The sequence below is a fragment of the Streptomyces sp. NPDC093598 genome (genome assembly GCF_044764825.1).
Classification (GTDB): Bacteria; Actinomycetota; Actinomycetes; order Streptomycetales; family Streptomycetaceae; genus Streptomyces.
In genome coordinates, this window is record NZ_JBIWIV010000001.1 from 815969 (window position 1) to 838560 (window position 22592).

At 73.1% G+C, this 22592-nt stretch carries 21 protein-coding genes and 1 pseudogene; 14 read left to right on the forward strand and 8 right to left on the reverse strand.

The genetic code is table 11. The features are described 5' to 3' along the window. Positions 1–36: 36 nt before the first annotated feature. Positions 37–1293, reverse strand: a complete 1257-nt coding sequence (locus ACIRDU_RS03815) for a hypothetical protein (protein ID WP_403573948.1) — start codon at positions 1291–1293, stop codon at positions 37–39. Beyond that, positions 1290–2810 carry an amino acid adenylation domain-containing protein gene (locus ACIRDU_RS03820; RefSeq protein WP_403573951.1) on the reverse strand — a complete coding sequence of 507 codons (1521 nt, stop codon included), beginning with the start codon at positions 2808–2810 and terminating at the stop codon, positions 1290–1292. The genes ACIRDU_RS03815 and ACIRDU_RS03820 overlap by 4 nt, the downstream gene beginning before the upstream one ends. Before the next feature lie 393 nt (positions 2811–3203). On the opposite strand from ACIRDU_RS03820, the gene ACIRDU_RS03825 reads away from it, so the two are divergent. Next, positions 3204–5327: a molybdopterin oxidoreductase family protein gene (locus ACIRDU_RS03825; protein ID WP_403573954.1), complete on the forward strand. Its 2124-nt coding sequence runs from the start codon at positions 3204–3206 to the stop codon at positions 5325–5327. Between the two features lie 3 nt (positions 5328–5330). Here ACIRDU_RS03825 and ACIRDU_RS03830 read toward each other — a convergent pair whose 3' ends face one another. After that, positions 5331–6977 (reverse strand): M4 family metallopeptidase, encoded by a 1647-nt coding sequence (locus tag ACIRDU_RS03830; protein ID WP_403573958.1) that lies wholly within the window; start codon positions 6975–6977, stop codon positions 5331–5333. Positions 6978–7116: 139 nt separating this feature from the next. Between ACIRDU_RS03830 and ACIRDU_RS03835 the strand changes: the two genes are divergently transcribed. Then, positions 7117–7533, forward strand: coding sequence for a gamma-glutamylcyclotransferase family protein (locus tag ACIRDU_RS03835; protein WP_403573961.1), 417 nt, complete (start codon positions 7117–7119; stop codon positions 7531–7533). A 39-nt stretch (positions 7534–7572) separates the two neighbouring features. Here the strand turns inward: ACIRDU_RS03835 and ACIRDU_RS03840 are convergent, their stop codons facing one another. Further along, positions 7573–8190: an NADPH-dependent FMN reductase gene (locus tag ACIRDU_RS03840; RefSeq protein WP_403573964.1), complete on the reverse strand. Its 618-nt coding sequence runs from the start codon at positions 8188–8190 to the stop codon at positions 7573–7575. A 269-nt stretch (positions 8191–8459) separates the two neighbouring features. Here ACIRDU_RS03840 and ACIRDU_RS03845 point away from each other — a divergent pair, with 269 nt between their 5' ends. Beyond that, positions 8460–8981, forward strand: a complete 522-nt coding sequence (locus tag ACIRDU_RS03845) for a hypothetical protein (RefSeq protein WP_403573967.1) — start codon at positions 8460–8462, stop codon at positions 8979–8981. 111 nt (positions 8982–9092) lie between these two features. Further along, entirely contained in the window at positions 9093–9752 is a 660-nt protein-coding gene (locus tag ACIRDU_RS03850; protein ID WP_403573970.1) for a class F sortase, read from the forward strand. Here ACIRDU_RS03850 and ACIRDU_RS03855 read toward each other — a convergent pair. Next, on the reverse strand, positions 9690–10082 hold the full coding sequence (locus tag ACIRDU_RS03855) for a winged helix-turn-helix transcriptional regulator (protein WP_403573972.1): 393 nt from the start codon (positions 10080–10082) through the stop codon (positions 9690–9692). The genes ACIRDU_RS03850 and ACIRDU_RS03855 overlap by 63 nt on opposite strands. 104 nt (positions 10083–10186) lie before the next feature. Between ACIRDU_RS03855 and ACIRDU_RS03860 the strand changes: the two genes are divergently transcribed. Continuing rightward, positions 10187–11089 (forward strand): NAD(P)-dependent oxidoreductase, encoded by a 903-nt coding sequence (locus ACIRDU_RS03860; RefSeq protein ID WP_403573975.1) that lies wholly within the window; start codon positions 10187–10189, stop codon positions 11087–11089. A gap of 66 nt (positions 11090–11155) precedes the next feature. Here ACIRDU_RS03860 and ACIRDU_RS03865 read toward each other — a convergent pair whose 3' ends face one another. Further along, positions 11156–11938: a sulfite exporter TauE/SafE family protein gene (locus ACIRDU_RS03865; protein WP_403573978.1), complete on the reverse strand. Its 783-nt coding sequence runs from the start codon at positions 11936–11938 to the stop codon at positions 11156–11158. Between the two features lie 161 nt (positions 11939–12099). Here ACIRDU_RS03865 and ACIRDU_RS03870 point away from each other — a divergent pair, with 161 nt between their 5' ends. The 4 genes from ACIRDU_RS03870 to ACIRDU_RS03885 all read left to right on the forward strand — a co-directional run bounded on the left by ACIRDU_RS03870 (position 12100) and on the right by ACIRDU_RS03885 (position 17213). Continuing rightward, positions 12100–13317, forward strand: a complete 1218-nt coding sequence (locus ACIRDU_RS03870; protein ID WP_403573980.1) for an NAD(P)/FAD-dependent oxidoreductase — start codon at positions 12100–12102, stop codon at positions 13315–13317. After that, positions 13317–15935, forward strand: a complete 2619-nt coding sequence (gene nirB, locus ACIRDU_RS03875; RefSeq protein WP_403573983.1) for a nitrite reductase large subunit NirB — start codon at positions 13317–13319, stop codon at positions 15933–15935. The genes ACIRDU_RS03870 and nirB overlap by 1 nt, the downstream gene beginning before the upstream one ends. Next, on the forward strand, positions 15932–16282 hold the full coding sequence (nirD, locus tag ACIRDU_RS03880) for a nitrite reductase small subunit NirD (RefSeq protein ID WP_403573985.1): 351 nt from the start codon (positions 15932–15934) through the stop codon (positions 16280–16282). The genes nirB and nirD overlap by 4 nt, the downstream gene beginning before the upstream one ends. An 85-nt stretch (positions 16283–16367) precedes the next feature. Then, a complete protein-coding gene (locus tag ACIRDU_RS03885) occupies positions 16368–17213 on the forward strand; it encodes a maleylpyruvate isomerase family mycothiol-dependent enzyme (RefSeq protein WP_403573988.1) in 846 nt (281 codons plus the stop codon). Between the two features lie 54 nt (positions 17214–17267). Here ACIRDU_RS03885 and ACIRDU_RS03890 read toward each other — a convergent pair whose 3' ends face one another. Next, positions 17268–18461 (reverse strand): helix-turn-helix domain-containing protein, encoded by a 1194-nt coding sequence (locus ACIRDU_RS03890; protein WP_403573991.1) that lies wholly within the window; start codon positions 18459–18461, stop codon positions 17268–17270. A 235-nt stretch (positions 18462–18696) separates the two neighbouring features. Between ACIRDU_RS03890 and ACIRDU_RS03895 the strand changes: the two genes are divergently transcribed. The 5 genes and pseudogenes from ACIRDU_RS03895 (at position 18697) to ACIRDU_RS03915 (ending at position 22244) form a co-directional block, all read left to right on the forward strand. Further along, on the forward strand, positions 18697–19125 hold the full coding sequence (locus tag ACIRDU_RS03895) for a peptidase inhibitor family I36 protein (protein ID WP_403573994.1): 429 nt from the start codon (positions 18697–18699) through the stop codon (positions 19123–19125). Positions 19126–19415: 290 nt separating this feature from the next. Continuing rightward, a pseudogene (locus ACIRDU_RS03900) lies at positions 19416–19673 on the forward strand (ATP-binding protein); the annotation flags it as partial. A gap of 198 nt (positions 19674–19871) precedes the next feature. After that, positions 19872–21029: an alkaline phosphatase PhoX gene (locus ACIRDU_RS03905; RefSeq protein WP_403573997.1), complete on the forward strand. Its 1158-nt coding sequence runs from the start codon at positions 19872–19874 to the stop codon at positions 21027–21029. Between the two features lie 109 nt (positions 21030–21138). Further along, a complete protein-coding gene (locus ACIRDU_RS03910; protein ID WP_403573999.1) occupies positions 21139–21633 on the forward strand; it encodes an excalibur calcium-binding domain-containing protein in 495 nt (164 codons plus the stop codon). A gap of 92 nt (positions 21634–21725) precedes the next feature. Continuing rightward, positions 21726–22244: an NUDIX hydrolase gene (locus ACIRDU_RS03915; RefSeq protein WP_403574002.1), complete on the forward strand. Its 519-nt coding sequence runs from the start codon at positions 21726–21728 to the stop codon at positions 22242–22244. 40 nt (positions 22245–22284) lie between these two features. Here ACIRDU_RS03915 and ACIRDU_RS03920 read toward each other — a convergent pair whose 3' ends face one another. Continuing rightward, complete coding sequence (locus tag ACIRDU_RS03920; protein ID WP_403574005.1) at positions 22285–22575, reverse strand: hypothetical protein; 291 nt, start codon at positions 22573–22575, stop codon at positions 22285–22287. Positions 22576–22592 lie beyond the last annotated feature (17 nt).

The following is a 22592-nucleotide window of genomic DNA, read 5'->3' on the forward strand; positions in this document are numbered from 1 at the left end:
CGAGTCAGGGTCACTAGTCCGGGTCACGAGTCCGGGTCACGAGTCCCAGATCGCGCCGTACGCCGGGATGCCCCGCCGCTCCAGGCCGTGGACCACCTGCCAGGTCAGCTTCTTGTTGGAGATGCAGATGACCGCCTCGGCGCCGAAGTCCCGGTAGGCCTCGTGGGCGAGGCGCACCATGTCGGGCTTGCCGTGCCGGGAGGTGTCCCAGATCAGGGCGTGCGGCTGGACGGCGAGGATCTCGTCGACCAGGGCGTCGCCGTAGGTCGTGCGGGGGTCGCGGGTCGCCCAGACCAGCCGGGAGGGCACCTGGGCGGCGAGCAGGTGGGGCAGGCAGGGGCCGATGCCGCTGCCGGTGGCGACGTAGACCACCTTGGTGAACAGGACCTCGATGTTGGCGACGCCGGCCGTGGTGATGCCCTTGACCCACACCTGCCGGGGCAGGTCGTCGATGAAGGAGCCCGTCCAGTCGCCGGCCCGGGAGATGGTCAGGCGGAAGCCCGGCTCGCCGGGGGCGGGGACGTTGGCGAAGGAGTGCCATTCCTTCAGCGGGCTGCGGCTGATGGCGGTGGACGAGCCCGCGAAGGGGGTCTCGCCGTGGTCGAAGCGGGCCAGCACCACGTGGGAGGAGGGACGTTCGAGGTGGACGTCCACCTTGCGCAGCCGAAGCCAGGGCAGGGCGACGCTGAAGGTGATCACGGCGAGCACCCCGACCTCCCAGGGGCCGGGCGACGAGAGCAGGGTGTGCGTCCAGAACAGGGCCAGGGCCGTCCAGCCGCCGAAACGGTGGATCTTCTCGAAGTGGTCGTGGTGGCGGGAGCGGAAGGGCGGCAGGGCGGTGGCGACGACGAGCGCGAGGAGGGCGATCAGCGTCCAGCCGACGGCCATCAGGGGGCCGATGGGCGTCGTGATCGTCAGCGCCAGGAACCAGGCCGTGCCCGCCAGCGCCCCGCCGACGTGCAGTCCGCCGAAGTGGTACACCTTGCCGAGCGTCCAGCGGACCCGCAGCGGCCAGCTCGTCGGGGCCGAAGTCGCCAGCCGGAACAGCAGGTTGATGACGTACTGCTGGCGTACGACGACGGCGAGGGCGAGGTTGGCGAGGGCCGCGTGCCCGAGGGTCGGCGTGGTCAACGGCCAAGCGGTCGCCGCGAAGGCCGCGTTGGCGAGCAGGACCAGGGCCGCGAGCCGGTTGTAGTGCATCAGGCGGGGGTGCTTGAGCAGGCGGCGGGGCGCGGGGAGGAGCGGCGGGAGCCCGCCGGTGGCCGGGTGGGTCCGGGGAGGGGACGTGGTCATGGCGCCACCGCCACGCGCTCCTCGATCATCCGCAGCAGCGCCTGTTTGTCGACCTTGCCGCGGTCGGTCTCGGGGAGGAGGGCGAGCGGCAGGATCCGCTCGGGGACGCAGTAGTACGGCAGGGCGTCCGCGACCGCGCGGCGGGCCGCGTCCGGGTCGACGTCCGCCGGGCAGACGAAGGAGACCAGGGTGCGGGCGTCGCGTTGCAGGGTGACGGCCCGGGTGCAGCCCGCGGCCGACTCCAGGACCGAGGAGACGGAGTCCAGTTCGACCCGGAAGCCGCGCACCTTGACCTGGTCGTCGGTGCGGCCGAGGTGTTCCAGCTCGCCCTCGGGGGTCCAGCGGCCGAGGTCGCGGGTGCGGAACATGCGGCGGCCGCCGCCCAGGAACGGGTCGGGGGCGTAGCGCTCGGCGTTGAGGGTGTCGTCGCCCAGGTAGCCGGCGGAGACGCAGTCGCCGCCGGCCCACATCTCGCCGGGCTCGCCGACCGGCAGGGGACGTCGGTCGGCGTCGAGGACGTAGACCGTGTTGTTGGGGGTGGGGCGGCCGATGGTGAGCAGCGGGGCGGCCGGGTCGTGGCGGCTCATCGTGTTGACGATCGTCGTCTCCGTCGGGCCGCAGCCGTTGAAGAAGGCGGCCTGCCGGGCCCACCGGTCGGCCAGCGGGCGCGGGCAGGGCTCCCCCGCGACGGCGACCGTGCGCACCCGGGGGCAGGCGGCCGGGTCGAGGCCGGACAGCACGGTCGGGGTCGCGACGAGCACGTCCGCCGTGCGGGCCGCCGCGGCGAGGTCCTTGCCGCGGATGACGAGCGTGCCGCCCTGGGTGAGGCAGCCGAGGATCTCCCAGGCGGCCATGTCGAAGGCGATGTTGAGGAGCTGGGCGACGCGGTCGCCGGGCCGGACGCCGAGGCCGCCCGGGGCGGTGAGCAGGAGGTTGGCGACGTTGCGGTGGGTGACCTTCACGCCGTTGGGACGGCCGGTGGTGCCGGAGGTGAACAGGACGTACGCGCCGTCGTCGCCGGTGACGCGGACGCGTGGGGGCGGGGCGTACGGCAGCGGCTCGTCGAGCGGGAGCAGCAGATGGCCGTCCGGCACGGGCACGCGGGGGGCGTGTTCGGCGACCGTCAGGACGACCCGGGTGCGGGCGGTGCGGATGACGTGGGTGAGCTGGGCCGGGGGTGCGAGACCGATGTCCTGCGGGACGTAGGCGGCGCCGGCCTTCAGGATGCCGAGCAGGCCGACCAGCATCGGGATCGAGCGGCGGACGAACAGGCCGACGTGGTCGCCGGGGCGGACGCCCTCGCGGACCAGGCGGGCGGCGAGGGCGCCGGCGTGCCGGTCGAGTTCGCCGTAGGTGATGCGGGCGCCCTGGTGCTCGGCGGCCACGGCGTGCGGGCGGGCCGTGGCGTGCCGGGCGACGGCGTGGTGCAGGAGCGGGTCGGGGACGGGGACGGTCGGACCCCGGCCGTACTGCCGGAAGAGCCGCTGGTCGTGAGGGGTCAGGTGGCGCAGAGGCATGGTCGGGGGGCCTCCTGGCTGTTTCGAGGTCGGATTGCCACCCGCGGCGGAGCCGCGGGTGGATGCAGCCGTGAGCGGCGGGCATGCCCGGGGGTCGAACGCCGTGCGGAGTCGTGCGAGCGCTGCGCGTAGCGAGAGCGTAGTGCGGCTGCTTCAACACTCAACGAGGTCGGATCGGCCAAGAAAGGAACGCAATGAGCCACATGTGGCGTTTCTCGTCACACGGGCAACGTCCGTGCCGGTCGGCGACGACTTGAAGGAGGGCAGGCCTGTGTCTCAGCGGGCAGCGGGCCCGTGCCTCACGCGGGCGGGGCGGTGGCGGGGAGGTTGCCGTCCCGGCCGCGTAACAGGGAACCGTCCCTGGCGTAACACGGCCGACGCACGCTGAACGGTATGCAGAACACCGCGACGCCCACGCACTGCCCGTACTGCGCCCTGCAGTGCGGGATGAACCTGACGCCCGCGCCGGACGGGACCGTCGAGGTGAGCGAGCGTGCGGACTTCCCGGTGAACCGGGGCGCGCTGTGCGGCAAGGGCCGTACGGCTCCGGCGGTGCTCGCGAGCAACGTCCGGCTGACCTCGCCGTTGGTGCGCGACGGGGGCGGCGCCCTGGTGCCCGCCTCCTGGGACGAGGCGCTGGACCGGATCGCCGCGGGGCTGGGCCGCACGCGCGCGGAGCACGGGCCGGACGCGGTCGGAGTGTTCGGCGGGGGCGGGCTGACGAACGAGAAGGCGTACACACTCGGCAAGTTCGCGCGGGTCGTGCTCGGCACGTCCCAGATCGACTACAACGGGCGTTTCTGCATGTCGTCGGCGGCGGCCGCCGGCATCAAGGCGTTCGGCCTCGACCGGGGGCTGCCCTTCCCGCTGGAGGACATCCCGAAATCCGGCTGCGTGATCCTCGTCGGATCGAACCTCGCGGAGACCATGCCGCCGTCGCTGCGGTTCTTCACCGAGCTGAAGGAGAACGGCGGCACGCTCGTCGTGATCGACCCGCGCCGCACGAAGACGGCCGAGCAGGCGGACCTGCACCTGGCGCCCCGGCCGGGCACGGATCTGGCCCTCGCCCTGGGCCTGCTGCATCTGGTGATCGCCGAGGGGCGGGTGGACGAGGAGTACGTCCGGGAGCGCACGGCCGGCTGGGAGGACGCGCGGGCGGCCGCGATGGCGCACTGGCCGGAGTACGTGGAGCGGATCACGGGGGTGTCCGTTCCCCAGCTCCGGGAGACCGTGCGGCTGTTCTGTGAGCCGGAGTCGGCGATGGTGCTCACCGCCCGGGGGCCCGAGCAGCAGTCCAAGGGCACGGACACGGTGGGCGCGTGGATCAACCTGTGCCTGGCGACCGGCCGGGCGGGCCGTCCGCTGTCCGGGTACGGCTGTCTGACCGGGCAGGGCAACGGGCAGGGCGGCCGCGAGCACGGGCAGAAGGCCGACCAGTTGCCGGGCTACCGCAAGCTCGACGACCCGGCCGCGCGGGCGCATGTCGCCGAGGTGTGGGGTGTCGACCCGGACAGCCTCCCCGGGCCGGGGCGCAGCGCGTACGAGCTGCTGGACGCGCTCGGCACCGACATCAGGTCCCTGCTGCTGATGGCGTCCAACCCGGTGGTGTCGGCGCCGCGGGCCGCGCACATCGAGGAGCGCATCAGGTCGCTGGACTTCCTGGCGGTCTGTGACGTGGTGCTGTCGGAGACGGCGGCGCTCGCGGACGTGGTCCTGCCGGTCACCCAGTGGGCCGAGGAGACGGGCACGACGACGAACCTGGAGGGCAGGGTCCTGCTGCGGCGCCGGGCGATCACCCCGCCCGACGGCATCCGCAGCGACCTGGAAGTGCTGCACGAACTGGCCGCCCGGCTGGGCGTGGAGAAGGGCTTCCCGACGGACCCGGAGGAGGTCTTCGAGGAACTGCGCCGGGCCTCGGCGGGCGGGGCGGCCGACTACTCGGGAATCACGTACCGCAGGCTGGTGGAGGAGGACGGGGTGTTCTGGCCGTGTCCGGCAGCCGTGGAAGCGGTGGACGCGGACGGCGACCCCACCTCGAAGACTCCTGCCTCGCACCCGGGCACGCCCCGGCTCTTCCTCGACCGGTTCGCCACTCCCGACGGCCGGGCACGGTTCGTCCCCGTCTCGCACCGGCCGATCGCCGAGGAACCCGACGACGAGTACCCCGTGCTGCTCACCACCGGGCGGGTCGTGGCGCAGTACCAGTCCGGGGCCCAGACCCGGCGCGTGGCGGAGCTGAACGCCGCGGCGCCCGGGCCCTTCGTGGAGCTGCACCCCCGGCTGGCGGCCCGGCTGGGGGCGGCCGAGGGGGACCCGGTCGCCGTCGTGTCGCGGCGGGGCCGGGCCGTGGCGCCCGCGCGGATCACGAACGCCATCCGGCCCGACACCGTCTTCATGCCCTTCCACTGGCCGGGCGAAGGCCGCGCCAACACTCTCACCAACCCCGCGCTCGACCCGACGTCCCGGATGCCGGAGTTCAAGGCGTGCGCGGTGCGGCTGGAGGCGGTGGGGCGGTAGGGCTCAGCCCACCCCGACCGCGTTCCAGGCCGCCGCGACCGCCTTCTGCTCCGTGCTCTCGCTGCCGTAGAGATCCTTCGCCGCACTCAGGGTCGCCGTGCGCGCGTCCGCGTAGTCCGTCGAGGACGTCATGTAGACCGTCAGCGCGCGGTACCAGATCTTGCCCAGCGCGGCCCGGCCGATGCCGTTCACCGTGGAGCCGTCGCAGGTCGGGGAGTGGTGGCCGACGCCGTTGAGGGTCTTGCCGCCGCTGCCCTCCGCGAGCAGGTACGCGAAGTGGTTGCCGACGCCCGAGGAGTAGTGCACGTCGAGGTCGGCCAGCCCCTCGCTCCAGCAATCGGCCGACTTCCCGTCCTTGGACGGCTTGTCCATGAAGCGCAGGGCCTCCCGCCCGAGGCCGGATCGGACGACCTTTTCGCCGATGAGCCAGTCGCCCCGGTCCTCGGGGTTGGCGGCGTGGAACTCCACCAGCGTGCCGAAGATGTCCGACGTGGCCTCGTTCAGGCCGCCGGACTCACCCGAGTACGTCAGCGCCGCCGTCTTCGACGTGACGCCGTGGGACATCTCGTGCCCGGCGACGTCCAGCGACACCAGCGGGCCCAGCACCTTGCCGTCACCGTCGCCGTACGTCATGCAGAAGCAGTTGTCGTCCCAGAAGGCGTTGTTGTAGTCCTTGCCGTAGTGGACGCGGTTGTAGGAGCCCTTGCCGTCGCCGGCGATGCCACTGCGGCCGTGGACCTCCTTGTAGTAGTCCCAGGTGACGTCCGTGCCGTACTGGGCGTCCACCGCCACCGTGGCCCGGTCGGCGGTCGTGCCCGTCCCCCACTGGTTGTCGGCGTCCGTGAAGAGCGTCGCGGGGGCGCGGGTCAGGCAGATGGACAGCAGGCACTGGTCCGTCTTGTTCCCGGCGTCGCCGGTGTACGTGCCACCGCGCGTCGCGTCCTTCAGCCGGTACGAGGAGCCGGACGCCGTCGTCTCCAGCGGGACCGTGCCGCCGTAGAGGGACGTGCCGTCGCCCGACGCCGACTCCAGGGAGTCCCAGGCGTCGATCCGGGCACCGGTCGTCGCGTCGGTCAGCACCGTGCGCCCGACCGGGTTGCCGAGTTCGTCGTGCGCCACCGCGTCGGTCTGCCAGGCCAGCTTCGGGGCGCCGTGCAGGGCGTCGACGACCAGCCGCGGCTTGGCGGTCAGCTTCTTCAGGGTCTCGCCGAGGTGGGCCGCGCGCAGCAGGTTCGCCGCGAGGTCGGCGGCCTTCGGGGCGGTCACCTTCGGGGTGACGCTCGCCAGGGAGAGCGCGGACCGCGTCGCGCGGCTCGTGCCGCGGTAGGTGCCGTCCGGGTTCAGATGGAGCACGAAGTCGCCGCCGAGGACGGGCAGTCGGTGGTAGGTGCGGTCGTAGCGGACGTGCCGGGTGCCGTCGTCGTCGACGACGACGTCCCGGACCTTCGTCTCCTGGGCCGAGGTGAGGCCCAGGGCCCCGGCCCGGTCCGCGAGCACCGCCTCGGCGTCCTCGATCGCGCTCGACCTGGTCGGCCGGTCCACCGCGCCGGCGGCCGGGGAGAGCACGGCGCCCAGCAGGGCGGTGGCGCCGGTGACGGCCACACCGGCGAGGGCGAGACGGGAACCGCGGATCTGACGTATCCGACTCATCGGTCTCCTCATACGGGCGCACCCGGTCGCGTGGGGTCGACCGGGTGCGGCGTTGATGTTGACCGCGAGTCAAGGCGACGCGGACATGGCATGTCCATAGCCCCGCTGTGCAGGTGTGTGAGGGTGCAGAATCGTTCCTGTGACCCTCCCTTTCTTCGTCTACGGCACCCTCCGTCCGGGGCAGGTCAACCACGACCTCCTGCTGCGCGGCCGCACCCGTTCCGAGGAACCGGCCCGGCTCGCGGACGCGGTGCTGTACCAGGGGCCGGGCTATCCGTACGCGGTCGAGGAAAGGGGCGGTGGCCCGGTCACCGGGGAACTGGTCACCGCGCTGCCGGAGGCGTACGAGGAGCTGCTCGCCGAGCTGGACCGGCTGGAGGAGTACGTGCCGGGGGATCCGCGCAGTCTGTACCTGCGTGTCGAGCGGAAGGTCGTACGGGAGGCCGACGGGGCGGCCGCCCGGGCCTGGGTGTACGTGGCCGCGCCCGCCGTCGCCACGCGGCTGCGGGCCCGGGGCCGGGTGATCGCGAGCGGGGACTGGCGGGCGCGGGTGTGAGGAAGGCGCGAGCGTGCGGCCGGCGTGCCTGAAGCGGGCTCAGCCGGCGTACGGCCGCTTCTCCCTGGCCTCTCGCAACGCATGTCCCCACCACACCAGTTGGTCCAGCATGGCCTTGGCCGCCGCGTTCGGGCCGGACGGGTCGCGCAGGGTGCCCCGGTCGTCGAAGGAGGCGCCGGCGTTGTGGAAGGAGACGGTGTCGCGCACCGTCACGGCGTGGAGCTCGGCGAAGACCTGCCGGAGGTGCTCAGCGGCGCGCAGGCCGCCGGACAGGCCGCCGTAGGAGACGAGGGCGACGGGCTTGGCCTGCCACTCGGTGAAGTGCCAGTCGACGAGGTTCTTCAGGCCCGCCGGGAAGGAGTGGTTGTACTCGGGGGTGAGGACCACGAAGGCGTCCGCGCGAGTCAGCTTCGGGGTGATGCCGGACAGCGCGGCGATCGCCTCCGGGGTCGGTTCGAGGGACATCGGCAGCGCGGCCTCGGCGACGTCCACGACCTCGGCGACCAGGTCGTCCCGGTCCCGGATGCGGCCGAGGAGCCAGTCGGCGACGACGGGGCCGAAGCGGCCGTGCCGGTTGCTGCCCACGACGAGGGTCAGGCGGAGCGGGCCGGCCGGGGTCTGCCCACGGGCGGCTGAGTCGGTAGCGGTTGCGTTCATGCGGCACAGCCTCGTACCTCAACCATTCTTGAGGTCAAGCGCCGGCGCACACACCCGGGTCACCCGTTCACACGCGCGCCCCGCGCTTTTCCGCAGCCCGCCCACCGAACGCCCGTGACCTGGCCAAACGGCCGCGCACAAAGGCCGGTCCCCTCGCACCTGACACCCATTCACCCCAATTCTGACGCCCCCTCAGCAAGCGCGGGGGTGCCGCTGCCCGTTACCTCGGAAAGGCAGGCGCACGACCGAACCGCTTCGAGGGAGCACCGATGCGACGTACCGCCCGGCCGCTGACCGCCACCGCGCTCGCCGTCGCCGCCGCGGCTCTCGCCACAGCCCCCGCGTACGGCGCGTCCGCCGACGGCCTGGAGGTGTCCCCGGCCTCGGTCGTGCCCGGCGGTCAGGTGACGGTGCGCACGGCGGCCTGTGGCGACGGCGGCCCGGCGACGGGTGACGCCGGCGCGGTCGGGGCCGGTTCCCTCGGCCTGGCCCCCGACGCGCAGGGGAAGGATGTGACCGGGCGGTTCACGGTGCCGCCGAGTGCGCAGCCCGGCACGTACGAGATCAGCGCGACCTGCTCCGGCAACGGCCGGCGGGTCACCGGGGACCTGGTGGTCACGCTGACGTCGGTGAGCGGGCAGGTGCATCCCCGGGGCAGTGTGAAGACGGGGGTCGGCGGCGCCCTGGGCCCCGACCCCGTGCAGACCGCGGCCGGTGTGGCGGCCCTCGCCGTCGCCGCCGCGGGCGGTACCTGGCTCCTGCATCGCCGGGCGAGAGGCGACGGGATCTGACGGACACCCTCCGCTGTCCGTCGCCGGTACCGCATGTCCCCTCCCCCTCCGGGTCCGACGCCCCTCGCGGCCCGGAGGGGGCACGGGGCCCGAGCTCAGAAAAGGGTGGGTATGCGCAGGGTCCCCAGGTTCGGCAGCGGCGTCCGCAATCCCGCGAACGCGGCCATGGCGGCCGTCACGGTGTTCGCGCTGTGCTGCGGGGCGTGGCTGCTGCGCAACGGCGCCGAGACGCACGCCCCGCCGCAGCCGTCCGCCGCGCAGGCCCGGGCCGGGCTGGACGGCCGGGCCGGTGAGCGGCCCGCCGTGCCGGCGCTGCCGCCCTCGCCGCCCGACCGCATCCGCATCCCGGCGATCGAAGTGAACGCGCCGCTGACCGGGCTCGGCCTGACGAGGACCGGCAGCCTCGACGTACCGCCCGCCGCGGACAAGAACCTCGCCGGCTGGTACGAGGCCGGCACCACCCCCGGTGAGCGGGGCACCGCGATCGTCGCCGGCCATGTCGACAACGCCGACGGCCCTGCCGTGTTCTACGACCTCGGCGCCCTGGCCAAGGGCAGCACGATCGAGGTGGACCGCCGGGACGGCGGCGTCGCGGTGTTCACCGTCGACGCCGTCGAGGTGTACGCCGCGAAGGACTTCCCCGACGAGAAGGTCTACGGCGCCGCCCGCCGGCCCGAACTGCGGGTCATCACCTGCGGCGGCGGCTGGTCACGCGGCACCGGTTACCAGGGGAACGTCGTCGTCTTCGCGCACCTGACCGGCAGCCGGTGACGCTCCCAGGACGTTGGCCCTCCCCCAGGCCCCCAGCGGTTCCAGCGCCTCGTTCAGGGACACGCCCCGCGGCGTCAGCGAGTACTCGACGCGGGGTGGCACCTCGTCGTACGCCTCGCGGTGCACCAGACCGTCGGCCTCCATCTCCCGCAGGTGCGAGGCGAGCACCTTCTCCGTGACGCCCGGCAGCTCGCGGCGCAGTTCCCCGAAGCGGCACGGCCGCTCGTTCAGCGCCCAGAGGATCAGCACCTTCCACTTGCCGCCGATCACGTCCATCGCCGCGTCGATCCCGCAGACGTACGCCCCCGGCCGTCGTCCTGTCGTCCCCATGCCGACCCTCCCCCTTCCGCTGCCTGCACTCTTCCCCCGGGGTAACCACCCACTTCGAAGTACGTACTTGAGCAGGCGCTTCCCCTACGACGAGCCTAAACGCCATGACCGACAACGCAGTTGCCTCCCGCACTCCTCTCACTCTTCTCGGCACCGGCGCCATGGGCACCGCCCTCGCCCGCGTCTGGCTGGCCGCCGGGCACGAGGTGACCGTCTGGAACCGCACCGCCGCCCGTGCCGAGCCGCTCGCCGCCGAGGGCGCCACGATCGCCCGGACCGCCGTGGAGGCGGTGGCCGCGCACCGGCTCGTGATCGTCTGCCTGCTCGACGACGCCTCCGTGGGCGAGGCCCTGGAGGGGGCCGCTCTCGCCGGGCGGGACCTGGTGAACCTCACCACCGGCACCCCGGCCCAGGGCCGTGCGCGCGCCGCCTGGGCCGAGGCGCGCGGCGCGCGTTTCCTGGACGCCGGGATCATGGCCGTACCGCCGATGATCGGCGTCCCGGACTCCGGCGGCTACGTCTTCTACAGCGGCTCCCCCGAGCTGTTCGAGGAGCACCGCGACACCCTCGCCGTACCGGCCGGCACCCGCTATGCCGGGACCGACCCGGGCTTCGCCGCCCTGCACGACGTGGCGCTGCTGAGCGCGATGAGCGGCATGTTCGCGGGCATCACCCACGCCTTCGCCCTGATCCGCCCGGAGGACATCGCCCCGAAGGACTTCGCCCCGCTGCTCGTGGACTGGCTGACCGCGATGGCCCCGGCCGTGCACCGGAGCGCGGACCAGCTCCAGAGCGGCGACTACACCCGGAACGTCGTCTCCAACCTCGCGATGCAGGTAGCGGGCAACGCCACCCTGCTGCGCACGGCCGAGGAGCAGCGGGTCAGCCCGGAACTGCTGACGCCGTACATGGAGCTGATGGGGCGGCGGCTCGCGCAGGGGCACGGGGACGAGGACGGGACGGGCATGGTCGAGTTGCTGGATCTGCGGCGGAAGACGGGCGCCTAGGGGGTGTCCGCAAAGTCCCCGCCTGCCCCGCCCTCCGGGCGAACGACGCGACTTTGCGGACACCCCCTAGGCCAGCCACTGCTCGTACGCCAGGTTCGCCACCAGGGCGAAGACGACCGTCAGCAGCACGATCCGGACGAAGCCGCTGCCCTGCTTCAGGGCGGTGTGGGCGCCGAGGGTGCCGCCCGCGAGGTTGAAGAGGGCCATCAGGGCGGCCAGTTGCCACAGCACAGCGCCCTGCCAGGCGAAGGTGGCCAGCGCCCCCGCATTGGTGCAGCAGTTGACGATCTTGGCGGTGGCGGAGGCCGTGACGAGGTCGAGGTGGAGGACGGCGGTGAGCGCGAGGACCAGGAAGGTGCCGGTGCCGGGGCCGATCAGACCGTCGTAGAAGCCGATGCCGAGGCCCGCGAGGCCGATCGCGGCGAGGATCCGGCGGCGGGTGGCCGGGCCGGTGGCAGGAGCCGTGCCGAAGGCGGGCCGCAGGATCACGAAGGCGGCGACCCCGAGCAGCACCACCATGATCACCGGTTTGAGGACCTCGGTGCTCATCCCGGCCGCGAAGAAGGCCCCGGCGGAGGAACCGGCGAGGGCGGCCAGCCCGATGCGGACGGCGGTACGGACGTCCACGGGAGCCTTGCGGGCGTAGGTCACGGCCGCGCCCGTGGTGCCGACGATGGCGACGGCCTTGTTGGTGCCGAGCGCGTGCGCCGCGGGTGTGTGCGCCGGCAGTCCGAGCAGCAGCACCGGCAGCAGCAGGAGGCCGCCCCCGCCGACCACGGCGTCGATCCAGCCGGCGGCGAGGGCCGCGACGCAGAGCAGGACGATCATGGTCAGCGATATGTCGGGCATGATCGTGACCCTATGCGACGCCCCCTGCCTCCCCTCACAGTCGGCCGTCGCCGCACTTCAGGAACCCTCACACCCACCGCCCCTCCCCGCTGAGGGCAGCGTTCCCCGCGGGAAACAGAGGTGATGCTGCCGGGTAACACCGGCACCGCACGCTCGAGTGCATGACCTCGAATGAGCGTGTGGTGGTGATCGGCACCGGCCTGGCGGGCGTACGGCTCGCCCGGCGGCTCGGTGAGCTCGGCACGCCCGCGCTGCTGATCGGCGAGGAGGAGCACCGGCCCTACAACCGGGTGCTCCTCGCCGAGGTGCTGGCCGGACGGTACAGCCCCGAGGTGATCGCCCTGCCGGCGCCGGCGCAGGTCACGCGCGGCCGGATCACAGGGATCGACCGTGAGCAGCGGACCGTCGCCTGTGCGGACGGGTCCGTGATCGCATACGACCGGCTCGTCCTCGCCACCGGCTCCAACCCGGTACTGCCGCCGCTGCGCGGCCTGTTCACCGAGAACCACGAACTGCCCGAGGGCATTCACGCGTTCCGCACCATGGACGACTGCCTGGGCCTGTCCAAGGCGGTCCGGCCTGGCATGAAGGCGGTCGTCATCGGAGGCGGGCTCCTCGGGGTCTCCGCCGCCCGGGCGCTCGCCCTGCGCGGCGCCCAGGTCGTGCTCGCCCAGCAGTCCGAGCGGCTGATGGAACGCCAGCTCGACCCGGCCGCGTCCAAGCTCGTCAAGCGGCACCTGACCGACCTGGGCGTCGAGGTGCACACCGAGTGCCGCGTCCGGGACGTGCGCTGCGTCGGCGGCGCCGTCCGCTCCGTGGAGATGGCCGACGGATACGCGCTCGACGCCGACCTGGTGGTCATCGCCTGCGGTGTGCATCCGCGTGTGGGACTCGCCCAGGCCGCCGGCCTCGACGTCCGCAAGGGCGTCGTCGTCGACGACGAGCTGCGCACCTCCGACCCGTACATCCACGCGATCGGCGACTGCGCCCAGCACGACGGCGTCCTCTACGGACTCGCCGCTCCCGCGCTCGAACAGGCCGACGCGCTCGCGGAGCTGCTCGCCGGTGACTCGAACGCCCGCTACACCGGCACCCGCTCCCTGACCCGGCTCACGCTGAACGGGCACGACAGTCCCTTCGACCTCGCCGCGTTCGGCGAGACCGAGGCGCTGCCGGGCGACGACGTCGTCCAGCTCGCCGACGCCACCCGCGGCACCTACCGCAAGGTCGTCGTCCGCGACGACCGCCTGGTCGGCGGGGTCCTCGTCGGCGAACTCGGCACCGTCGGCGCGCTCGCCCGCGCCTGGGAGGGAGCAGAGCCGCTCCCCTCCGACGGCGGCCCGCTGCTCCACCTGCTCACCAACGATGGAGGCTCCTGATGACCGCCACCCCGGAGGCCACGGAGGCCACCCCCACGATCGTGCTCGTCGGCCACGGCATGGTCGGCCAGCGCTTCCTCGAAGCACTCGCCGAGCGCGGCCTGACCGCCACGCACCGCGTGGTCGTGCTCTGCGAGGAGCCGCGCCCGGCCTACGACCGCGTGGCGCTCACGTCGTACTTCTCGGGGAAGACCCCCGAAGACCTGTCCATGACGGACATGGAGTTCATCGAGACGCACGGCATCGAGCTGTACGTCGGTGACCCGGCGACCGCCGTCGACCGGGAGGCCCGCAAGGTCACCGCCAGGTCCGGCGAGGTCTTCGACTACGACGTCCTCGTCCTCGCCACCGGCTCCTACCCGTTCGTCCCGCCGGTCCCCGGCAAGGACGCCGAGGGCTGTTTCGTCTACCGCACCATCGAAGACCTGCTCGCGATCGAGGAGTACGCGAAGTCGAAGGCCACGGTGGGTGCCGTGGTCGGCGGCGGTCTCCTCGGGCTGGAGGCGGCCGGTGCGCTCAAGGGGCTCGGACTCACCTCCCACATCGTGGAGTTCGCGCCCCGGCTGATGCCCGTCCAGGTGGACGAGGGCGGCGGCGCCGCGCTGCTGCGCACCATCGAGGAGATGGGCCTGACCGTCCACACGGGCGTGGGCACGCAGGAGATCCTGGTCGGCGCCGAGGGCGCCGTCACCGGCATGAAGCTCTCCGACGGCTCCGAACTCGCCGCCGACATGGTGGTGTTCTCCGCCGGTGTGCGCCCCCGCGACCAGCTGGCCCGCGACTGCGGTCTGACGGTCGGAGAGCGCGGCGGCATCACGGTCGACGAGCAGTGCCGTACGGTCTCCGACCCGCACGTCTTCGCGATCGGCGAGTGCGCGCTGGCCTGCGACGGCCGGGTGTACGGCCTGGTGGCCCCTGGCTACGAGCAGGCCGAGACGGCGGCGGCCACGATCGCCTCGGACGAGGCGTCCTTCACCGGAGCCGACCTCTCCACCAAGCTGAAGCTGCTCGGCGTGGACGTGGCGTCCTTCGGTGACGCGCACGGCACCGCCGAGGACTGCCTTGACGTCGTCTACTCCGACTCCCGCGCGGGCCTGTACAAGAAGCTGGTCATCGGCCGCGACGGCACGCTGCTCGGCGGCATCCTGGTCGGAGACGCGGAGGCGTACGGCACGCTGAAGGCGTTCACCGGCTCGGTCCCGCCGGTCTCCCCCGAGTCGCTGGTGCTGCCCGCCGGCGCAGGGGCGCCCACCCAGCTCGGCCCGGCCGCGCTGCCGGACGACGCGATCATCTGCTCCTGCAACAACGTCCGCAAGGGCACGATCCGCGACGCGGTGACCGAGCACAGGTGCACCACCGTGCCCGAGGTGAAGAAGTGCACCAAGGCCGGTACGACGTGCGGCAGTTGCGTCAAGGTCCTCGGCCAGCTGGTCACCGCCGAGCTGGAGGCGAGCGGCGTCGAGGTCGACAAGGGCCTGTGCGGCTGCTTCTCGCAGACCCGCGAGGAGCTGTACGAGATCGTCCTCGCGCTGCGCATCACCACCTACCAGGACCTGCTGGACCGCCACGGCCGCGAGGAGGCCCGGGGCGGTGACGGCTGCGAGGTCTGCAAGCCGGCCGTCGGCTCGATCATCGCCTCCCTCGCCCCGACGATCGGCGCGAGCGGTTACGTCCTGGACGGTGAGCAGGCGGCTCTCCAGGACACCAACGACCACTTCCTGGCCAACCTCCAGAAGAACGGCTCGTACTCGGTCGTGCCGCGGATCCCCGGCGGTGAGATCGCCCCGGAGAAGCTGATCGTGATCGGCGAGATCGCCCGCGACTTCGGCCTGTACACGAAGATCACCGGTGGTCAGCGGATCGACATGTTCGGTGCGCGCGTCGAGCAACTCCCGCTGATCTGGGCGCGGCTGGTGGACGCGGGCTTCGAGTCCGGCCACGCCTACGGCAAGTCGCTGCGCACGGTGAAGTCCTGCGTCGGCCAGACCTGGTGCCGCTACGGCGTCCAGGACTCCGTCCGGATGGCGATCGACCTGGAGCTGCGCTACCGGGGCCTGCGCTCCCCGCACAAGCTGAAGTCGGCGGTCTCCGGCTGCCAGCGCGAGTGCGCCGAGGCCCAGTCGAAGGACTTCGGCGTGATCGCCACCGCCAACGGCTGGAACCTCTACGTCGGCGGCAACGGCGGTGCGACGCCGCGCCACGCGGACCTGCTCGCGCAGGACCTGTCGGACGCCGAACTGGTCCGCCTGATCGACCGGTTCCTGATGTTCTACATCCGTACGGCCGACCGCCTGGAGCGCACCTCGACCTGGCTGGAGCGGATCCCCGGCGGCCTCGACCACGTGCGGGACGTCGTCGTCCACGACTCGCTCGGCATCTGCGACGAGCTGGAGCAGCTGATGCGGGCACATGTCGCGCACTACCGCGACGAGTGGGCCGAGACCATCAACGACCCCGAGAAGCTCGCCCGGTTCGTGTCCTTCGTGAACGCGCCGGACACCCCGGACCCGGTCGTCGCCTTCGTGCCCGAGCGCGACCAGATGAAGCCCGACCTGCCGCTGCTGTCCATCGGCATGCGACCCGCCGCTGACGTACTGGAAGGAAGCGCCCAGCGATGACCCTGGCACCCGAGACCACCGAGCTGAAGATCGAAATCGCCCTGGACGGGGACTGGTTCACGGTCTGCGACCTGAGCACGCTGCTCCCGGGCCGCGGGGTGGCCGCACTGCTGCCGGACGGCCGGCAGGCCGCGATCTTCCGCGACCGCTCCGGCGGCCTGTTCGCCATCGACAACCGCGACCCCTTCACCGGTGCCGCGGTCCTCTCCCGGGGCCTCACCGGCACCCACCAGGGCCGCCCCTTCGTCGCCTCCCCTCTGCTGAAGCAGCGCTTCGACCTGACGTCCGGCCAGTGCCTGGACGACGAGACGGTACGGGTGACGGCTTACGAGGTGCGGACGGCGTAGCCGACCGGCCTGAGCGTCTCGCCGAACGGGAGCGCCCCTTCTTCACGGAGGGGCGCTTTCCGCGTCCGCCTGGCAGGCTGGGGCCATGGTCACGCAGCCGAACGAAGGGACCGGCCTCGTCCGGCTCGGTGTCCCCATCGACGCCCGTCCGCTGTTCGGCCCGGAACTGGAGGCGCTGCTGGGCCTGCTGCGCGGGCTGCGCCCCAGCGGCTGGGAGCGGATCGCCGTTCCGGGCTGGACCGTGCACGACGTCGCCGCGCACCTTCTGGGCGACTACTGTGCCCGCCTCGGCCGCCGGGAGCCGCCGCTCTCGTTCGCGCCGGGCGAGACCCTGGAGACGTTCATCCATCGTGCCAACCAGGAGTGGGTCGAGCGCCATCGCGACATCGGCGCGGCAGCGCTCGTCGACTCCCTGGAGCGGACGGGCACCGAACTGGCCCACCGCTTCGCGCGAGCGGACCTGGACGCACCTGCCCTCGGCGTGTCCTGGGCCGGGGCCGATCCGGCGCCGATGTGGCTGGACTGCGCCCGTGAGTTCACCGAGCACTGGACCCACCGCCAGCAGATCCGCCACGCGGTGGGGCTGGGCACCGACGCGGAGCCGCGGGCCCTGTCCCTGGTCCTCGACACCTTCATGCGGGCGCTGCCGCACACCCTGCGCGACACCGGGGCGCCTGGCGGCACGCAGGTGGAGGTGACGGTCGACGGCCCGGTCGAAGCCACCTGGACCGTGACCGCCGGGCCGGGGGGCTGGTCCCTGGCCGAAGCGCCCGAGGGCCGGCCGGCGGCCGCACTACGACTGGACACGGAGACCGCCTGGCGGCTGTGCACCCGCGGTATCGAGCCGGCCACGGCACTCGCACGGGCCCGGGTCCGGGGGGACCAGCGGCTGGGCGAGGCCGTCTGCCGGATCGTGTCCATCGTGTACTGATCACGTCCCGTCGGGTGCCGTCGTGATCCGGCCCTCGGACGCCGGGGACGACGTTCACCGCGGTGGCCGTGTCGCTGCAGGCGAGGGCCGGGGCGACGCGGACCGGGGCGCGTCGGCGGCGCGTTCGCAGTGCGGCCAGTCGCCGAAGTCGCGGTCCCGGCTCCACAGCTTCCGGGCCGCGTGGATGTTCCACTCCGGGTCCAGGGCCTGGCGCGGGGTGCCGCCCAGTTCGCGCAGCCGGGTGTCGGAGATCTGGAACAGGCCCCAGTTCCGGGTGCCGTTGGTGTTGGGGAGGATGTGCAGCGGGTCGAGGAAGGACTGGCAGTCGGCGATGGCCACCGCCTTGTCCGGCACTTCGGGGAACACCTCCCGTACCCGTTGCCGCACCTTCTGCGGTGACCACACGCCCATCCGGACGCGCGAGGTGTACAGCGCCTTCTTCGTCGGCTCCCCGACGACTCCGTTGGGCTGGAGTCCGGCGAGCACCTGGAAGGCCGTGACGCGGCGCAGGGTCTGCGGTCCGAAGTCCCCGTCCACGCCGATGTCCGCGCCCTTGGCGTGCAGCAGGCGCTGCACCTCCCGTACGCACTCGTCGTGCTCCCCCATCGCGATCACGGGCGGGCAGTTGGCCGAGAACAACGGCCGGTCCTCGCCGGTGCTCCGCCCGCCGCCGGAGGGTGACCGGCCGTTCGACAGGGCCCAGGCGGAGACGCTGACGGCGGCGACGAGCGCGGCGACGACGACGCAGGTGCGCAGCCGGCGCCGGCGTGACCATCGGGCGGGCCGTGGGCTCGGCCCGGCCTGCGGCTCACCGGCCCGGCCGGGATCCGGCTCCCCGGACCGGGCAGGGCGCTGATCCGAGCCCTCGTGCGGGGCCACGACCGGAGCCGGGTCCGGGACCGGGGACGGGGCTTTGTCCGGGGCCGGGTCGACAGCCTGTTCCGCGGGTTCGTGTTCCGGTGTGCGTTCCTCGTCTCCCCCCGCACCGGCCGCGGCGGCCCGCGCCGCGTCCGCCAGCGCCCACAGGCGGTGCAGGGTGCGCAGTTCGTCCGGGGTCGCGCCACAGACCGTGGCCAGCCGGTGCACGCTCCCGTAGTCCTGCGGCACCGACGTGCCCCGGCAGTAGCGGTGCAACGTCGAACCGGCCAGTCCGGACTTCCTGGCGAGGGCCTCGTAACTGAGCCCGGACCGGCTCTTCAGCGAACGCAGCAGCGCGGCGAACCGCTCCGTTTCTGGGCATGCGGACAACGCCTCTCCCCCCTCGAAATCCCCAACAGGACGCTGGTCGGGCGTCTCGTGCCGACACTGTGCCACCAAAGGCGTCCCATGGCCGTCCCAACGGTTCCGGAACGCGCCAGGCAGGCGCTGGGACACCCGTCCCGGCATCCCAGGCGGCCCCGCCGTCCTTGCCCGGCCCGGTCGTGCCTTGCCAGCGTCGGGCCGTCCGCACCACCGTCCCCCGACCTCCGAGGAGACCAGGCTCATGCGCCTTTCCGTACGCAGGCACTCTCGTACGAATTCGCTGCTCGCGGTTCTCACCGTCAGCGCCGCCGCCGTCACCGCCCTGGCCGTGCCGAGCTCCGCGTCGGCGGCCCCGGCCGCGCCCGCCGCGGTGGACTGCGCGTCCGGGCACGTCTGTTTCTGGACCGGCTTCAACTTCACCGGCAGCAAGTGCGCGTGGGACGTGGCCGACCCCGACTGGCAGAACGGTGCCATCAGGTGCTCCTGGGCCGCCACGACCAACGTGAAGTCGGTGTGGAACGCGGGCACCAGCAGCTCCAGCGGTGTCGCCTACTACCGGGGCGCCGACTACTCCGACCGCATCGGCTGCACCCGCCAGCAGCACGGCGGCAACCTGGCCGGTACGTACAAGGTCCGCTCCCACCGGTGGATCTCGGGCAGCTGCGGCTGACCCGGCCCCCGGCACACGAACGCGGTGGCGTGCACGCCTGCAAGAGCGTGCACGCCACCGCGGCATGTCCCGCGGGCGCGGGTCAGCCCACGAGGGGCGAACCGCGTGCTCCGCCGGGAGGGGCCGCGTGTCGAGGTAGAACCACTCGGCGTCGGCGGTGGGCCGGGGCGACGGTTCCACCGCCTCCTCCGCCGGGCCGGCGACCGGGCGCCTTGGCAGCGGCGTCGTCGCCGGAGTCTCGAAGGCGGGTTGCGGCAGGCGTGGTCCAACGCAGCCGCAGCGCCGCGGAGGAGCAGCGGGCCCGCCCATTCGACCGTTTCTGGCGCGCTCCGGGTGCCCTCAAGGGCGGTACGGGACTCGGGCTCGCCCTGGTGCAGCGGCTCACCCATGCCGGCGGTGGCGAGGCGACCCTGCGCGCGGCGGCGACGGGCGGACTGGAGGTGGTGATCCGGCTGCCGTCGGCACGGCCTGGGGGCGAGGGCGGCCCCGGCCCGGGCGGCGAGCGCCCGAGGAGGCCCGGACGGGAGGTTCCGGCGCTGCCCGCGTAGGCCCGGACGGGAGGCTCCGGCACCGCCGGCGTCGCACTGACCGCCGTGGGACACAGGCGGCACACAGCATGCCGCCCCACGGCCACGAGTTGGCCATGCCCCGTCAACCCGGCCCCCTTAGCGTCCTTTCCGCCTCCCCCCACGCACGACCCCTGCCGTCGACCGGCGGCGGGGCGGTACGGCACCTCTGGAGTGAGAGTGGAACGTCGTAGCCTCCTGCGTGCGGCCGTCCTCGGCGGCACATCGGCCGCTCTGGGCGGAACCCTGTGGCGCGGCGCCGCGTACGCGGCTCCCGCCCAGCCCGGCACCGGCCCCTACGGGCCGCTGGGTTCCCCGGACGCCAACGGCATCAGACTCCCCAGCGGCTTCACGAGCCGGGTCATCGCCCGGTCGGGCCAGCGGGTCGGGAGCACGTCGTACACCTGGCACAACGCCCCGGACGGCGGCGCCTGTTACGCCGACGGCACGGGCTGGATCTATGTCTCCAACTCCGAGATCAACCCCTCGGGCGGCGCGAGCGCGGTGAAGTTCTCGTCGGCCGGCGCGATCACGGGCGCGTACCGCATCCTGTCGAACACCCGGCAGAACTGCGCGGGCGGCAAGACGCCGTGGAACACCTGGCTGTCCTGCGAGGAGGTGGACCGGGGTTACGTCTACGAGACGGACCCGTGGGGCACGAAGGCGGCGGTGCGCCGGGACGCGATGGGCCGCTTCAAGCACGAGGCGGCCGCGGCCGACCCGGTCCGCCGGGTCGTCTACCTGACGGAGGACGTGACGGACGGCTGCTTCTACCGCTTCCGGCCGACGACCTGGGGCGATCTGTCCTCCGGCACGCTGGAGGTCATGGTGGCGGGCACCGGCACCAGCGGCCCGGTGACCTGGTCCCGGATCCCCGACCCCTCCGGCGCGACGGCCACCCGCAACCAGGTGTCCGGCGCCAAGCGGTTCAACGGCGGCGAGGGCTGCTACTACGCGAACGACACCTGCTGGTTCACCACGAAGGGCGACAACCGCGTCTGGCAGTACAACGCGGCCGCCCAGACCATCGAACTCGCCTACGACGACTCCCTGGTCACCGGCGGCACGGCCCCGCTCACCGGCGTGGACAACGTCACCGGCTCCGCCTCCGGCGACCTCTTCGTCGCCGAGGACGGCGGCACCATGGAGATCTGCGTCATCACCCCCGCCGACGTCGTGGCCCCCTTCCTCCGCGTCGACGGCCAGTCCGCCTCGGAGATCACCGGGCCGGCCTTCTCCCCTGACGGCACCCGCCTCTACTTCTCCAGCCAGCGAGGCACCGGTGGCACGTCCTCGGCCGGCATCACGTACGAGGTGACGGGCCCGTTCCGCTCGTAGCCACCCCGTCCGGCTTCACGTGACCATCACAAGTTGGTCACCCCTCCCTCACGCCGGGCCGCCCGGGCCTACGGTCATCCCCTCACGTATCAGCCCTGGGGGGATGACCATGACCGATCCGTACACCGGCCCGCACACCACCCCGTACCCCGCACCGCCCATGCCCCGGCCCGGGAGACCGGCGCCCCGCTGGGCCCGGAAGCGCTACGTGCTCCCCGCGCTCGGGCTGGCCCTGTTCATCGGCATCGGCCTGGGCGCCGGGGGCGGGGAGACCACCGCGGACGCCAAGCCCGCCTCCGCCGAGCCGCAGCCGGCCGTCACGGTCACCGCGACGGCCACCGCCACCGCGACGCCGCCCGCGAAGGAACCGGAGCCCGCTCCCACCGTCACCGCCACGAAGACCGTGAAGGTCACCACCACGGTCACCGCACAGCCCGCGGCGGACGGCGGGTCCGACGACGGTGGCTCCGGGGGCGGCGGGGACGTGTACTACGCCAACTGCAGCGAGGTCCGGGCCGCGGGAGCCGCCCCCATCCACCGGGGTGAGCCCGGTTACGCCTCCCACCTGGACCGGGACGACGACGGGGTCGCCTGCGACACCTGAGCCCGGCCTGCCGGTGACCATCGGCGAATCCGGCCGTTCCACCGTTCGGGCAGCTCGATCCGGGCTGCCCAGCCGACGGAAGGAACATCACCGTGGACACGACCGCGCCCGTCCCGAACGCGCCGCGTGTGCTGCCCCGTGCCGAGTGGGTCAAGACACTGCCGCAGACCATCGTCGCGTCCTGCGTCCTGCTGCTCGACGCCGAGGACCGGATCCTGCTGCTGCGCTACGCCGGGGGGCAGCCCGCAGCGGGGCTCTGGGGGCTGCCGGGCGGCATGCTCGACCCGGGCGAGGACCCCGTCGGTGCCGCCCGCCGGGAGTTGCACGAGGAGACCGGCATCGTCCTCGAAGGAGACCTGCGGTTCATCGGGTACGACCACCGGGCCGATGTGCTGGGCACGGGGCCGGTGATCGACTTCTACTTCCACGGAGGGCGGCTCCCGGCCGGGCAGCCGGTCCGGCGCAGCTCCGAGCACGACCGCCACGGCCTCTTCGCCCTCACCGACCTGGAATCCACACCCCTGGCGACCCGGCTGCCCACCCTCACCGCACTCCTGACCGCCGCCAGGACCGGCACCGCCGTCTGCCTACGGGAGGGCCTGCCCCGGTAACCGCCCCCCAGACCGCGGAAGGCCCGTGCAGGCGGGCACGTCACCCGACCTCGATGTCGAGGATCTCCGCCAGCCGGGACAGCCCCTCGAGCGCACGCTCCTTGTGCGCGGCCACGACCCGAGTGCGCTCGGTCGCCGGCAGATGCCTGTCGGCCTCGGCGAGCAGGTCCGCGTACTCGCCGAGCACCTGCACAGCGAGGTTCGCGAGCTGCCCCGCTCTGCGGTGCACGGGGTCGCCCGGGTTCAGGTCGGCTTCGAAGATCTCCAGCGCCTCGTCCAGGTGCGAGCGTCGGCCTGTGCCGAGGGTGCCCGGTGCCGGCTTCTTGTCCATGCCCGAGTGTCCCGCAC